Annotated in this window: 11 protein-coding genes; 6 read left to right on the forward strand and 5 right to left on the reverse strand. The window is 58.4% G+C overall.

The features are described 5' to 3' along the window. Positions 1-48: 48 nt before the first annotated feature. Positions 49-1,251: a glycosyltransferase family 4 protein gene (locus ACOCG7_RS17950; RefSeq protein WP_073427501.1), complete on the forward strand. Its 1,203-nt coding sequence runs from the start codon at positions 49-51 to the stop codon at positions 1,249-1,251. Here ACOCG7_RS17950 and ACOCG7_RS17955 read toward each other — a convergent pair. Together ACOCG7_RS17955 and ACOCG7_RS17960 are read right to left on the reverse strand one after the other, a co-directional pair. Further along, on the reverse strand, positions 1,152-1,862 hold the full coding sequence (locus ACOCG7_RS17955) for a phosphatase PAP2 family protein (RefSeq protein WP_114162182.1): 711 nt from the start codon (positions 1,860-1,862) through the stop codon (positions 1,152-1,154). The two genes, ACOCG7_RS17950 and ACOCG7_RS17955, sit on opposite strands and share 100 nt — an antisense overlap. Before the next feature lie 46 nt (positions 1,863-1,908). Continuing rightward, positions 1,909-3,207, reverse strand: coding sequence for an O-antigen ligase family protein (locus tag ACOCG7_RS17960; protein WP_114162183.1), 1,299 nt, complete (start codon positions 3,205-3,207; stop codon positions 1,909-1,911). Between the two features lie 371 nt (positions 3,208-3,578). Here ACOCG7_RS17960 and ACOCG7_RS17965 point away from each other — a divergent pair, with 371 nt between their 5' ends. The 3 genes from ACOCG7_RS17965 (at position 3,579) to ACOCG7_RS17975 (ending at position 6,969) form a co-directional block, all read left to right on the forward strand. Then, positions 3,579-5,093 (forward strand): mannose-1-phosphate guanylyltransferase/mannose-6-phosphate isomerase, encoded by a 1,515-nt coding sequence (locus ACOCG7_RS17965; RefSeq protein ID WP_073427504.1) that lies wholly within the window; start codon positions 3,579-3,581, stop codon positions 5,091-5,093. 41 nt (positions 5,094-5,134) lie between these two features. Further along, a complete protein-coding gene (locus ACOCG7_RS17970) occupies positions 5,135-6,511 on the forward strand; it encodes an undecaprenyl-phosphate glucose phosphotransferase (protein WP_073427505.1) in 1,377 nt (458 codons plus the stop codon). Positions 6,512-6,576: 65 nt separating this feature from the next. After that, positions 6,577-6,969 (forward strand): hypothetical protein, encoded by a 393-nt coding sequence (locus ACOCG7_RS17975; RefSeq protein WP_235004805.1) that lies wholly within the window; start codon positions 6,577-6,579, stop codon positions 6,967-6,969. A 50-nt stretch (positions 6,970-7,019) separates the two neighbouring features. Here the strand turns inward: ACOCG7_RS17975 and ACOCG7_RS17980 are convergent, their stop codons facing one another. Beyond that, entirely contained in the window at positions 7,020-8,633 is a 1,614-nt protein-coding gene (locus ACOCG7_RS17980) for a hypothetical protein (RefSeq protein ID WP_114162184.1), read from the reverse strand. Positions 8,634-9,160: 527 nt separating this feature from the next. Here ACOCG7_RS17980 and ACOCG7_RS17985 point away from each other — a divergent pair. Further along, positions 9,161-10,582: a UbiA family prenyltransferase gene (locus ACOCG7_RS17985; protein WP_073427507.1), complete on the forward strand. Its 1,422-nt coding sequence runs from the start codon at positions 9,161-9,163 to the stop codon at positions 10,580-10,582. A 69-nt stretch (positions 10,583-10,651) separates the two neighbouring features. Here the strand turns inward: ACOCG7_RS17985 and ACOCG7_RS17990 are convergent, their stop codons facing one another. Further along, a complete protein-coding gene (locus tag ACOCG7_RS17990; RefSeq protein ID WP_114162185.1) occupies positions 10,652-11,596 on the reverse strand; it encodes an NAD-dependent epimerase/dehydratase family protein in 945 nt (314 codons plus the stop codon). Positions 11,597-11,618: 22 nt separating this feature from the next. Beyond that, positions 11,619-11,990, reverse strand: coding sequence for an SMR family transporter (locus ACOCG7_RS17995; protein ID WP_167449647.1), 372 nt, complete (start codon positions 11,988-11,990; stop codon positions 11,619-11,621). Between the two features lie 1,123 nt (positions 11,991-13,113). On the opposite strand from ACOCG7_RS17995, the gene ACOCG7_RS18000 reads away from it, so the two are divergent. Then, positions 13,114-14,679 (forward strand): hypothetical protein, encoded by a 1,566-nt coding sequence (locus tag ACOCG7_RS18000; RefSeq protein ID WP_114162186.1) that lies wholly within the window; start codon positions 13,114-13,116, stop codon positions 14,677-14,679. The last annotated feature ends 340 nt before the right edge of the window (positions 14,680-15,019 follow it).

Genomic DNA, 15,019 nt, shown 5'->3' on the forward strand with positions numbered 1-15,019 from the left:
GTTCTTTCCGACGCGTCGTGCCGGGTTGTGCTCTCAACGGAGGTCGAAGTGAAAGTCGCTATTGTTCACGATTGGTTGGTCGTTTCGGGCGGTGCTGAAAAGGTGCTCCAGAACATCATCGAGTGCTTTCCGAAAGCGGACATCTTCGCCATTGTCGACTTCATGGAAGACCGTGACTGCGTGAAGGGCAAGTCCGTCGAGACGTCGTTCATTCAGCGCCTGCCCTTTGCCCGCAAGCGCTACCGCGGCTACTTGCCGCTCATGCCGCTGGCGATCGAACAGTTGGACCTGTCCGGCTACGACCTCGTTATTTCCAGTTCCCATGCGGTGGCCAAGGGCGTGCTTACCGGCCCCAACCAGGTTCATGTGAGCTATGTCCATTCTCCCATTCGCTATGCGTGGGACCTTCAGCATCAGTACCTGAGGGAGTCGCACCTGACACGCGGCATGAAGTCCATGATGGCGCGGGTGCTGCTGCATTACATCCGCGGATGGGATTCCCGCTCGGCGAATGGCGTCGATTACCTGATCGCCAATTCGAGGTTCATCGCTCACCGCATCAGAAAAGCGTATCGACGCGAGGCAACGGTCATTTATCCGCCTGTCGACTTGAAGAACATGACGATGTCCGCCGAGAAGGAGGACTTCTATGTGACGGCCTCGCGCATGGTTCCGTATAAACGTATCGACCTCATCGTGCAGGCGTTTTCGCAGACCCCCGAACGGCGGCTGGTGGTGATCGGGGATGGCCCGGAGATGAAGAAGATCAAGGCCGTCGCCGGAGCGAACGTGACGATCCTCGGACATCAGCCCATCGACGTTCTCGTCGATCATCTGCGGCGAGCGCGGGCGTTCGTATTCGCGGCGGAAGAGGACTTCGGCATTTCGGTGGTGGAAGCGCAGGCGTGCGGAACGCCCGTTATCGCTTTCGGCAGGGGCGGCGCGCTGGAATCCGTCGTGGGTTTGCCCGCGGAGCGGCCGACCGGGGTCTTTTTCCATGAACAGACCACCGAATCGCTGTTGAGTGCCGTGGTGCGATTCGAGCGCAACGCGTGTCTCTTCGATCCGGGCGAGTGCCGGAGAAACGCCGAGCGATTCTCGTCTGAGAATTTCAAGGCGGCGCTGACCGGTTTTATCGAAGCGCGGCTTCCTTATAGCTTCGTCGACCAGTTTGTTCCATCACGTCCCGGCGACCGCTCCGTCGAGCCCGCGCCGGCCGGCAAGCGTCGATTCTCGACCGTGGTCTCGTGAAAGTGGAATGGATGACGGCGCGGGTGGAGATAGGTGGCGAATGCAAGCGTATGCCGATGGATTGCAGGCGAATGCCTTTCGATCAACCGTTGAAGCGGAGTCGTGTGCCCGTACGCCAGCGCTGAAACCAGCAGAATGCTGAGCGTCGACCAGAGCGGCGGGAACCGCTCCACGTCGACATGACGCGCACCGCGTAAAAAGATTAGCGCAACGGCGGCTCCTATTACCCAGCCCGCAAAGACCTCGGGTAGCGAGTGCGAACCGTTCAATACCCGCGACATGCCGGTCAGGAGCCCGACGATCAGGCCCATGACGACTCCGGCTGCGGGCGGCAGACGCCACCACTTGAATTGCAGCGTAAAGACGACGATCCATACGGACGTCGACAGCATGGCGTGTCCGCTGATCACGCGGAAATGAGAAGCCGGGAAAGACAGGCCCCACCCCGCGTGGAGGATCTTCGTGGCGCCTACGATCGACATGCCGACTGCCAAGGCCAGAAGCCAGCGGTATGCCGCGCGCACGTCGAATAGCGCGATCCAGATGCCGCAGGTCAGCGCCACGGGCAACGTGAGCGCGGCGTCCCCCAGATTGGTAAACATTCGCCACATGGCGTCGTCGTTTCCTTCGTTGTTTGCTTTTGTCGCCCCGTCCGGGCTACGGACGGTTATTCGGCACGAGTGGCGCGGCGCCGCGCCGCTGCCGCGTTATCGTTGGGTCGCCTCGTCGTGTTCGATACACCGGCGGTCCGGACGTGGCAGCGGTCAACGGCCGCGATGCGAGCAGTAGCGAAATCACGAGGGAAAGAATCAGGACATTCGACGGCGACACCAACCGGTGTTCCGTTGCCGCCATCACGAGCAGGCAGACCGAGGCAAGCTCGACGAACCGGAATGCCACGAAGTTCTGCACACCGGCCATCAACGCGGCGTTGGCCGCCCCTCTGCGGCTCCATTCAATGAGCTTCCAGAAGAAGTTCAGCATCAGGCCCAGTCCCACCACGCCCATTTCCGCCAGTAAATTCAGGTAAGAGTTGTGCGCATGAGAATCGCTGTGTTCGACGGTCACGTCCGACGGTATTCCCAGGAGATCGAAGTAAGACACGACGTGGCCGATCTGATCGTCATACGAACCGAAGCCGAGCCCGACCACCGGGCTTTGGCGGAAGTACGCCAGCGCGCGCGGCCACAACCATTCGGATCGCGTGTCGAGGTTGGCGACCTTCGCGTCCTGGTTATGGATGTTGAAGCTGTAGCCCATGTAGTTGACGTTCGGCTCGGTATGAATGAACGCTATCGCCACCGAGCCGGCTACTAGGCAGCCCATCAACGTGCCGAGCATCCAGCGCTTACGGCCAAAATACAGATACGGAAGCATCACCAGCGCACCGAGCAACGACCCGCGGCTATAGGTGGAAAAGAGCATCAGTCCGTTCATGGCGAGTAACGCCAGAATCAGCTTGCCGCGTTTTTGCAGGTAGCACGCGGTGCCGAGACAAAACAGCATCGCAAGAAAGCCGCCCGCCGCGTTACGGGCGATAAAGTAGCTGCCGAAGCTGTTGTCCGGATGCGTGAAGATGCTCAGCAGCCCGTTTTGCAGAATGTAGTAGGCGTAGGGCGGCACATTGATCGCCACGGCGAAGATAAAGAACGTTCGCAAGACCTTGTTGAGATCCCAGCGGTGCGCATAGAGGCACCCGGCGAAGATCGGGGCATAAGAGACGAAGAAATTGCCGTCGCGCCGGTAAAACTCGAATTCGATGAGAGAGCGCGGGTCGTAGAGCAGCGTGGAGACGAGAACGAATAACGTAAAGGCAGTCAGAGCCGACATGAAAGCCGGGTAGCTTCTACCGAAGAAACGCCACGAACATAAAACGATCGGTAAGAATCCAGCCGCGCTCACCGGAAGCAGATTGGTCACTGTCAGGAATAGCGCCAACAGGGATATATAAGCCATTGCGACTCCATCGAGAGCATACGGATGGCCGGTAACGAACAGGGCAACTGGCAGCGGGAAGCGGGTGCGCGAGACCGTCGGAATCCTATCTTTGGAAGTTCACCAACCACGCGGTGCGTTGACTCGAAGTTATCACGGCTCGGCATTGATCTCAAACCTGCTTCCACTTTGCGCGCACCTATGACGGCCTGCCAGCTACAACGCGCAAACGGATCGCGTGGACACGGCCAAAGTTTCAACGGTTCGCGCCACGCATGCTGTGGTGCAGCGTAACGTGCCTATCATTGAATCGAGTAACGCCCAACGCGTTTCGTGGCGGCATTCGCGGTTCGGATAGCCAACCAACGGATACAACTTTGCAGGGGCTTTAAATGGGCAATGTCACGCTGGAAGTCAATGCTTCGTCTGTCGAGTTGGCCAATGACACTGCAGCCGCGTGTTCGCGGATGGTTCCGGTGATTCTGGCCGGTGGCTCAGGCACACGATTGTGGCCTGTATCGCGCGAGCAGTTTCCCAAACAACTGATCGATGTGATTGGTGACAAGACGCTGCTTCAAGCCACCGTGTCGCGGATGGACAATTTCAAGGGACGATGGGAAGTCGCGCCGGAGCCCGTCATTGTCTGCGGGGCGGAGCATTACTTCGCCACTTACGAGCAGACTCGTGACAGCGGTGTCAACGCGCGCATCATCGTCGAGCCCGCTCGACGCGATACCGCGCCGGCGTTGACGCTTGCCGCATTGACCGCAACCGCCGAGGGCCACGACGCCATATTGGTCGCGATGCCCGCGGACCACGCGATTGCCGATCTCGACGCGCTGCATCGCTCGATCGCGATCGCCGCCGGCTATGCGGAGGGCGGCGCGATCGTGACATTGGGCGTGCCACCGGCTCGCCCGGACACAGGCTTCGGCTATATCCGGCTTGGCGCGGTGCTACAGGACGGCGCCTATCTGATCGATCGCTTTGTTGAGAAGCCCGCTGCCGAACTCGCGGCCCAGTACGTCGAGGCTGGAAACTTCTGGTGGAACAGCGGCATCTTTGTCGTTCGTGCTTCGCTATGGCTCAAGGTGATCAAGCGCTTCCAGCCCGACATGCACACGGCTTGCGCGCAAGCGCACGAGCATGGAAAAAAGGCGGAGGGTTGCGTCATTCCCGCCGCGGTGGAGTTCTGCCGCTCGCCCTCCGATTCGATCGACTACGCGGTGATGGAGCGCCTGGGCAAGGCGGATTCCCCTTGCCTTGGCGTAGTCGTGCCGCTGGAGGCCGGCTGGTCCGATCTCGGCTCATGGGACGCGGTGTGGCAAGCAATGCAAAAGGACGAATCCGGCAATGCGGGAAGCGGCCGGGTGTTGTTCGAAGGCGCGACGAGCACGTATGCGCGCTCGCAGGGCGGGCGGCTTCTGGCTTGCGTGGGTACGACCGATCTGGTCGTGGTCGAGACGGACGATGCGGTGCTGGTCGCCGATCGCGCGCATGTGCAGGACATCAAGGGTCTCGTGTCGCGGATCAAAAGAGAGAAATCGCCCGAGGCCGAGGCGCACAGAAAAGTGCGCCGCCCGTGGGGCTTCTACGATTCGATCGATCATGGCGATCGCTTCCAGGTCAAGCGCATCGTCGTGAACCCCGGCGCGCGTCTGTCCTTGCAGATGCATCACCATCGCGCGGAACATTGGATCGTGGTGAGCGGAACGGCGCTCGTCACACGAGGCGACGAGCAGCTTCTTCTGAGCGAAAACGAATCGACCTACATCCCCTTGGGTGTGCGCCACCGTCTCGAGAATCCCGGATGTGTCCCGCTGCAGATCATCGAGGTGCAGTCGGGCGCCTACCTCGGTGAAGACGACATCGTGCGATTCGACGATAAATACGGTCGTTGCGGCTAACCGGCCGGTATGAACAATGCGCGTGCTCTGGGAGCGTTGCAATGCGGGCAATCATTGGTTTACTGGCAAGATCGTTCGATGTCGCGGTAATCGTGGGGGGCGCTTTCGTCGCGCTGATATTCCGTTTCGACGACATTTCCCAGCACAGTTTCTACATGGCGTTCGTCGCCTTCGCCGCGGCGTTTTCGCTCGCGGTCTTCCCCGCGCTCGGCGTCTACGAGTCGTGGCGCGGGCGCTCGAAGTGGGTGCTCGCGGGGCAGGTTGCGCTGGCGTGGCTGATCGTTCAGGCGTGCGCGATGGCGTTGATGTTTTCACTGCATCGCATCGACTTCGTGTCCCGTTTATGGTTCGCGTATTGGACGGGCCTGTCAGGCGCCGCGATGATTGCCGGACGCATCTTGACGCATAGCCTGCTCGGCCGTGTTCGACACGCGGGATTGAATTTGCAGCATGTCGCCATCGCGGCATGCGGCGAGCACTGTGAAGAAATCATTCAAAAGATGGAGGCAAAGCAGGCTGCCGGATTCCGCGCCAAGGCGCTTTACAACCTGGGCGTTGGCGGCCGGGTGACATCGTCTGTCGCGGTGTTCGACCAGCACGCGGCGTTCGTCGACTATGTCCGTGAGCAGAAGATTGGTGAAGTTTGGCTGGCTCTGCCATTGAGCGAGGAACGCGCGATTCTCAAGCTGGTCGACGAGTTCAGAAACGATCTGATCAATATCCGTTTCATGCCTGACGTGCGCGCGCTTGCGTTGTTCGAAGGAAGCATTACCGAATTGCTGGGCGTTCCCACCATCAATCTGGCGGCGCCGCCGCTGCCGCCGAACGCCATGCTGATAAAGGAGCTGTTCGACCGGGTGTTTGCTTTCGGCGCGCTTGTCGCGGTGTCGCCGATCCTGCTTGCGTGCGCGATTGCCGTCAAGCTGAGTTCGCGGGGGCCGGTGTTCTTCAGGCAATGCCGTAAAGGCGCCGACGGCAGGGTGTTCACCATCTACAAATTTCGTACGATGCGCCTGCACGAGCAACAACAGGGTGTTCTGAAACAGGCGACTCGCGACGATCCCCGCATCACCCGCGTGGGCTCGTTTCTGCGTCGAACCAGCCTGGACGAATTACCGCAATTCTTCAACGTGCTGCGCGGCGACATGTCGGTGGTGGGTCCCCGGCCACACGCGCTGGAGCACGACGATCTCTATCAGAACATCGTGTCAGGCTACATTCACCGATACAGGATCAAGCCGGGCATTACCGGTTGGGCGCAGATCAACGGCTTTCGCGGCGAAACCGACCACATCGAAAAAATGGAGGGGCGCGTGGCACACGATCTGTACTATCTGCGCAACTGGTCGTTCGGACTGGACGTCAAGATCATTCTTGCGACGATATTCAAAGGTTTCCATCACCGCAACGCTTATTGAGCCGCCTTATCGAAGATCATGTACGCGCCGTTGGCGTTGTTACGGCATTAAAGGATGCGCCTCAAATGGAAGACGATCTGGGCCATTGGGAAAGAGTGGAGCGTGACGACCGACAGGCCGAACCGGATCCGGACGCTGGCGAGCGGTTGTGGTGTATCCACATAGAAGGACCGGACGATTTCATCGCGGCCGCATCTCAAGAAGCGGCCCAGCACGAAGTGTCGGCTATCAACGCGTATCTGGAGAGGTTCGAAAACGGTCATCGCGCATCCGCCGCGCACGCGGTGGTGATGGAATGGCCGTTTACAGCGGAGAGTCACGCACGCTCGCTGGAAGTCGACTGGGACGATCTTCAACGAATGCCGCACAGAGGGCGATCCGCCAGTTCGTCGGCGAATGTATTGACCACGATGGCGCGGCATCTCAGGGAACTCGTAGGGATGGCTCGCCATCGGTGAGGGTCATTTCCGGGCCGCACCGGCTCCTCAAGAGCCTGCCCGCGCAGCGCTTACTTCTTCATGATCATCAACTGGTCGAAATTGACGGTGCATTCAGGTTGCTCTGGCCGATTATCGGTGGCGACAGGGAGATTGTCGTCCCGCAAGTCGAACGCCCAGTTCATCTCGGAGGGTGTCAACCTGATTGGCCGTTGATCGCACATTTCGTGGACCGCGGCCACGGCGCCTTTATAGTGGGCCTGTTTAAGCATGATGTAGCCCGCGACGCTGGCCGCGGATAACAGGGAGTTCATCGCGGCAAAGACGATGATTGCATGGAACTGCTGCCGGCTGGTTGAAAACGCCGCGGTGATCAGCAATGGAACCGCGTAAAGCATCGGCACGTATCGCGCCCACCACGATTGTGGGTGGATCAGGACGATAGCCAGCGTGGCGAGCAGGAAAATCGTCAGGAGATCGGCGCCCTTCCTTTTCCAGAAGAAGGGGATGACACCGATGATGAGCATGACCCCAAAGAAAGGACCGAAGCCGGCAAAGCGCGTATCGGCCGTGTGAAGCGCGATGAACGCCTCGCGTAGATGCTCCGGCGACAGCGAAAAGCTGGGCTGCGCGTTACTGCAGGCATTACAGTTACTCGGCACCGAAAAATACGACAGGAAAAGTCTGTGCAACGGGTTCATGCTAAGAAATTCCGGCGATGCCTGCCGCACGATGATATCCACCTTATCCTTGCCGAGAATAGGGTAGAAGATATGCTTACCCGAGGCGATGTTTTCGATGTAGGGCGAATAGCCGATTACCGCAACGGCGACGAACGACCATACAGCCAGTTGCCCGATCACCACTTTGTGCTTTCCGATAAAGCCTCTTTTTTCTCCGCCGAAAAATGCCGCGGCGAAGAGCACTAAAACGGAGACACCCGCGAAAACCAGTCCTGTCATCTTTGAACCGACCAGAAGCACCAATGCGGTACCCAGTTGCACCGCGGAGTACGGCCGGTTTCTGATGGCGAACAGGAGATTGATGGAGAAGATCGTCCAGCAGTAATAGTGGGCAGCGTCGACGTAGAGCGTTGTCAACTGGCCGATCGCGACCGGATTGTAGACGCAGGCCGCCGCGGCGAGGAACGCGGCTCTCGGGGATTGAATCGTCGTCTGGAACAGCCGCATTAGACAGATCAAAGCGGGAACGCTGAGCAACAACGTGAACGATTTGCCGGTGTTGAAGTGCGTGGTGAGCACCTTGGCCGTGTAGGCGAAAAACTCGAACGCCTTGGGATAGTGCTCGGCCCAGAAGATACCGCCGGGCGCGCGCATGCCGGCAGACCAGGCCGATTCGCGGTCGAGCAGCAGGGCGACCGCGCTGTGGTAATTCAGACCATCGTAACTAAATTCCCTCAAGTGTCCGTAGCCAAACAGTACAGCCGCGATGAACGCTACGGCGAGAAGCGCTGTGCGCCATCCGGTTCGGAAAAAATACCCATATATTCCGATCGCGACAATAAAGGCAAGCCCGACGATTCGTTGCGACGACGAGCTGTAGATTCCGATGTTATAGAGCGTCGCCGCATATAGAGACGACGCGAACACGAAGACAACGACATAGTCGCAAAACCTGGCCCAGTCCACATGTTTGAAGGTGTTTTTCGTCGTCGTCGTAGACATGGATGGGCCTTCTCTCAGGTAAGGGAAAACGTAGAGCGATTGTTGCGGAGGTGATGCTGCTTTTGTTGAACTGTCCGTAGCCGGCATTGCTTCGAAGGAGCGCCGATACGAAACGGGGGCGCGGAAAAGCTGTGAATTTGCCACGACAGGGAACGCGGCGATCGTGGACAGCGACGTCGCTAGCGTGAAGATATCAATGAGGATTATGGGCGCATGTGCGGCGGCGCACAAGGAGCGTGCTTCCCGCTATCGACCCGCTATTGCCTGTGAGTCAGCCGATGATGATTCGCACGTATGAGCCCACATGCGATTGGCCCTCGGCAGCGATATTTCGTCATCTTTTCGGGAGGTCCCGGGAGCCTCTTTATTGGAGCCCCGTGCTAATTTGAGTATCGTGCGACGCAGCGCGTCCCACCTTGGCCGGCCCCGTATGTTCAGACATCGGCGTGCGGCTCAACGCGCAAGTGATGGGAGCCGCCCCGGCGCTTTGCTCAGGCTAACACTTCGATAATCGTTCGAGGCTACCGATGGCTGCTGCAAGCATCCCGCTTTGTGTCGATCTCGACGGCACACTGACCCATAGCGACCTGTTGATCGAGTCGTTCCTTGTTCTGATCAAGAAAAATCCCCTCTATCTGTTCTATTGCGTCGTCTGGCTGCTGCGGGGAAAGGGATATCTGAAGGCCCAGATCGCCTCACGCGTCGCCATCGACGTATCACTGCTGCCCTATAACGCCCGTGTGGTTGATTTCCTCAAACGCGAGCAGTCGAGTGGCCGTGATCTCTATCTATGCACGGCGGGTGACCAGCGATTTGCCGAACAGATCGCCTCGCATTTCGGATTCTTCAAAGGCGTGATGGCAAGCGACGAGTCGCGCAATCTCTCCGGCACGAACAAGGCGGGAGCCTTGCTGGCGCGATTCGGTGTGCAGGGCTTCGACTACTGCGGCAATGCTCGCGCCGATGTGCCGGTCTGGAAGCAGGCGCGCAGGGCGATTGTCGTGGGAAACAGGCATATGCAGGCGGCGGCGCAGAAAGTGAATCAGACAACCGTCTTCTTCGAAAGCAAGCGTTCTTTCTTGCGGCTCGCGCTCAGGGAAATGCGCGTTTATCAATGGGTGAAGAACCTGCTGATCTTCGTGCCACTTCTCGCGTCCCATCGCTTCACAAATATCGACACGCTGATCGCAGAGGGCGTGGCGTTCCTTTCGTTCTGTTTTTGCGCGTCGTCCGTGTATCTGTTAAACGATATGCTCGACCTCGATGCGGACAGGCGTCATAGCCGCAAGTGCAAGCGCCCGTTCGCTTCCGGTGAATTGTCGCTGGTCTCCGGCATCTTTCTGATGTTCATCCTGCTGGCAGGATCGGCAAGCCTTGCAGTCATGCTGCCGCAGTCGTTTCAGTTCGTGCTGGCGTGCTATGTCGTCACAACGCTCGCGTATTCGTTTCGCCTGAAGCGCGTGATGCTGGTGGACGTATTCGTGCTCGCGGCGCTTTATACCACCCGTATCGTGGCTGGCGGCGCGGCCGGCGGCGTTGTGCTGTCCGACTGGTTGATCATGTTCTCGGTGATGATCTTTCTCAGCCTCGCGATGGTCAAGCGCTACACCGAACTCGACAAAACGCAGCGGGACGGCAAGGCTTCGGCGGCAGGCCGGGGGTACTTAACCGACGACATGAGCATCGTGCGCTCATTCGGAACGGCAGCCGGCTACGTCGCGGTGCTGGTGCTGGCGCTCTATATGAACTCGGCCGACGTCAAGGTGCTGTATCAGCATCCGCACAGGCTCTGGGTTCTCTTTTGTCTGCTTCTGTATTGGATCAGCCGCATCTGGATGGTGGCGTTCCGCGGGCAGATGCACGATGACCCGATCGTCTTCGCGATCAAGAACCGCGCGAGCCTGTTCGTCATTGCACTGTGCGTGCTGACTGTGCTGGCCGCGATGTGAAGAAGAGGAAAGGGCGTTCCGGAGCGCCTATTCGCGTCTCCGGGGTCTTCGCGTTGTTCTGGCGTGCCACTATTCCGAGCGGGAAAGTCCCGGCCGCGCGGCTGCGCTGCGATTGATGTGGACGGCGATATCCCTTGCGATTCTTGCATTCGAAAACTGCGGGCGCCAGCCAATAGCAAGCGACTCGTCGATCGAGAGGACGTGCTGGAGTTCGAGCATCAGCAACTGTTCGCGCGCGAGCAGCCTGTAACCGGAAAGAGACGATATCCACTTCACGGGAAGCAATGGAATCGCGATTTTTCGCACATGCCGCACGCCAAGCTCCGCTGAGATCTCGTCGATCCACTGGCGAATCGACAGCGGGTCTGGATCGGCGGCATTGAAAAAACCGGCGGCACGCGTTTCCGCGACGCGATAGATCAGGCTCGCCACGTCGAGGACGTGCACCATGTGGATTTTGTGGTTGCCGTGACCGGGAAATGCAACGAGACCGAACTTCGTCATCATGTTGACGAAGCCTCGGAACAGGCCCTCTCTTCCTTCGCCGCCAATGATGCAGGGAATGATCGTGGCCGCCCCCGGCATGGTGTCGACGAACGCCTGGGCAGCCATCTTCGAGCGGCTGTACACGCCTTCGCCACCCATTCTGCTGTGTATGTCGTACTGGTCCTGTCCGGTTTGGCGGTACATCATGCTCGTGCCGACGTGAATGAAATGCGATCCCTGGAAGCGATAGCGCTCGCAAAGGTTCTTCGCCGCCAGCACGTTGTTCCGTTCAAAGAACGACTTTCTGAAGAGAAGGGGGACGCCCTTGGTAACGTATTGAACCGCCGCGCAATTGACCACCACATCGACGTTCGGCAGCGAAGCGGTGAAGGCGGCATCGGCGAGATCGCCTGGCAAGTCGACTGGGCCGGTCCTGTCGGTGGTGGTCACGTCATGAGCGCGCGCCTTGAATTGCTTGACGCACTCGCTACCGAGAAAGCCCGCTGCGCCGGTGATCAGTACTCGCATGATGCGACTCCCTGTTCGATCCTTACGATTTCACAACCAGATAGACACCGACGATGATGACGGCGATGCCCAACAATTTCTGCGCCGACAGATATTCTCCGAACAGATACCACGCGGCTATCGCGTTCACCACGTATCCGATCGACAGCATCGGATACGCTACGCTCACCGGAACCTTGGACAGCGCCACGATCCAGATCGCAACGCTCAGTACGTAGCATGCCAGCCCCGCCATGATGTGAGGCTCGAATCCCACTCTGAAGAGCGCTGAAACGGCTGTTTGGCGACTGAATCCAAAGGCTCCCAGCGCATTGGTTCCCGCTTTCAGCCAGAGTTGCGCCATTGCATTCAGCAGGACGCCGGTCACGATCAGAACAAAGCTCGCAATGCTCACTTATCCTCCGGGAATGGATGCCAGAAATCGCGAGAGATCTCGCCATCCTGTTCGATCAGAAGAAAGACGGAAACGGCGAGCGTGAAGTGAGACCATGATACGTGGCTAATAACGCGGCGCGCGGCATAAATTCCGCATTCACGGCCAAACGTATCGAATAGCGCGGCGCGTGGTTCGTCAAGGGAGTGCCACTTGTGGAAGATGTCCGCTGAACACGATGTGTTGGCGGATTCGACCGAGGCTCGCCGAGAAACGCATTCAACACTGGCGTCAGTACATTGAATGTAATGACAAACGCAGCCGATAGGTCAGTGAAAAAGAGAACATTCTATTTTCAACTTAGCCATATTGCAAAATGGCCCATTACATATCGCCGATTTCGATCTATTTAAAACAACTCGTTGGAATAGGAATGTCTTGTTGCAACCACGGCTGTCTACTCCGGTCGAGTGAGTACAACTTGCCCGGTTGCGCATCGCGCATGGGGAGGCGACCGCGCGGCGGAAGGGTGGCCTCGCTTCGACGAGTGCGCGCCGCCTACCCGGCGGAAAAATAAAGCCCCGTTCCAATAGGGTCGAAGTGCCAATTGAGCGCATCAGTCCTCTGATGATCATAAGAAAGTAGGAATTTTCGCTGCGTCTCAAATTGTTCGAAAGATTCCTGCTTTCTGGCGGAAAAAAACTATTTCCACTGTAATTCAAACCGCATTCCGGGTACGATTTACTCCGTCGCGCCGCATTTGTGAATAACTTACCGAACAGATCCCACGTCGGTCGTCCTTCCGGTGAAACGTTTGCGCCACGCGCGGCTCGCGGTTTGAGCAGCAGATCAATACCGTGTCAGGTCGTCTCCATCGTTTGCACAAGAGATAGTGGACGTGCGGGTAGGCTCGCCCGGAGGATCGGCGACGCTCGCGCGGCGGATTACTGCGTCTCTTCAAACGTCTTTGTCGACCACTAATCAAGCATCAGATTTGTGCGCGCATGCGCAGGACTTTCTTCGCCCTTAGCGTTCCGAGTTAATGGGCGGCGAGTCTTGACGCATCTACTCAATTCGAAAACTCCAGAAAGTTAATACTTGGATTTTTTATCGGGAATTTTCTCGACAGCGGAAATTATTTGACATGGTGAAACGACGTCAATTCATTGGTTGCCTAACGGCTCTTGGTGGCAGTTATCTTTTGAGCGCCTGTGGCGGCGGTTCGGAAGACGGCAACAGCACGGATCAATCAGCCGTCAATAAAGCAACGGCACACGCGGGCACCCCCTCGGCCAGCGGCACCGCAATTCCCCCTGCAAGTTCCATTACCGACAACTCGGGCGCCGTGTGGACGCTGGCGAATGGCTCGGTGTATCGAAACGGCGCGAAAGCCGGCAACACCTACAACGTCGCATTGGTGCTGTACTACAGCGGCGGTGTGTATCACCAGGGCTCCGGCGGCCAGTTCTATTCATGGACCGGCTCGACATGGGTAACGTGCAACGACCCGCGTATGGGCGGCACTTCAGCGGAGGGTACGACGCTCCCTACGTCGCCGTACATTATCGACAAGACGGCCGCGGTCTGGACCCTCGTGAATGGCGTCATTTACAGGAACGGCGCGACCGTGGGCAACACCTACAATGTGTCGCTGGTGCTCTGGTACGGCGGCAAGATCTGGCATCAGGGTTCAGGCGGCCAGTTCTACGTGAACGTGGACGTGCGCAACGTCAAGGCCCAATGGCTGCCGTGCAGCGACCCACGTATCGCCGTTGCTCCCGCGACAGGTTCCTTCTACGGAATGAACGGGCACTGGGATTACACGTACACGCCTACTCAACTGGTCTCGATGTTGAAAGACATGGGCTGTACGACCTATCGCGTCGGCTGCACGGACGACCCGAACCAGATCAATGCCGTCGTCAAAATCGCGCAAGCCTTCCAGTCAGCCGGACTCAAGCTGCTCGTGCTGATCCAGCAAGGTGTGTACGACTCCAGCGGTGCGGTGTTTTCTGGCGAGTCGGCGGCTTATACCCGCGCTTTCGCTTGTGCCAGGACTGTCGCAAACGCAATGAAACCGTACGGCGTGACCATGTACGAATGCGGAAACGAACTGACCCGGCAGAACGCCACGGTCATGAACTTCTCCTACGCGGGTTCGTTGGCGATGGACTTCAACAATACGAACTGGCCCGCCATGCGCGGCGCCATGCGCGGCATGATCGACGGCGTGAAGTCGGTTCAGTCCACGGCGAAGTGCGGTATCAATTTCTGCGTTGCCGATATTGGCGCGGCCGACGCTTTGTGGGAAGGCATGCAACCCGACGGCACGGGCGGTCATCCGAAGGTGCGTTGGGATATCACCACCTGGCACAATTACGATGCGTATGGGGACATTTTCAGAATCGGCTCCGACGGAAACGGCCCCACCTTCGACCTTCCGACGTATTGCAAGGCCCGATATGGCGTGCCTTTCATGATTACCGAATGGAATACCGGCCCGGACCAAAGCGAGTCCTTCCGCGCGAACTACATCACCACGCAATTGGGCGAGTTTTATCAAGCGAGAAAGACGCACAACATTCAGTCCGTGATGTACTACGTGCTGGATAGCGGGAACACGACCTACGGCATTATGATCAACACGGTTCCAATAACCGAGCCGTACAATGCGTTCAAGACCTTCACGGCGGGCCACCCGGACAACTGATCGACGGGTTGTTCATTCGTGACGAAAGACCGGGTCTCCTGCTTCGCGCGGAGACCCGGTTGCGTCGTTTACAGCGTACTCGAGACGCCACTCAACCAGGCGCTCGACCGCGAGCCGCGGTTGTCGAGTCGCGGCCAATGCGAATACCGTCATTCGCAAACCTGTCGCTGTCTTGTCGCTGTCTTGTCGCTGTGAAGCGTCAAAAGCAAGTGCTAAAGAGACGGTCGGCAGGTTGCGGCTTCCTTGAACGGCCCAGCTATCTGGTCTGCCTTGCATCGTCTCGATGCTGCCCGCTCCCGCGCCAGCCCTTCTCTCTCGGCACTCAAAAGCGCTCTGCACA

Origin of the sequence: Paraburkholderia sp. DD10 (assembly GCF_049177125.1) — a bacterium.
GTDB classification, from domain to species: domain Bacteria; phylum Pseudomonadota; class Gammaproteobacteria; order Burkholderiales; family Burkholderiaceae; genus Paraburkholderia; species Paraburkholderia terricola.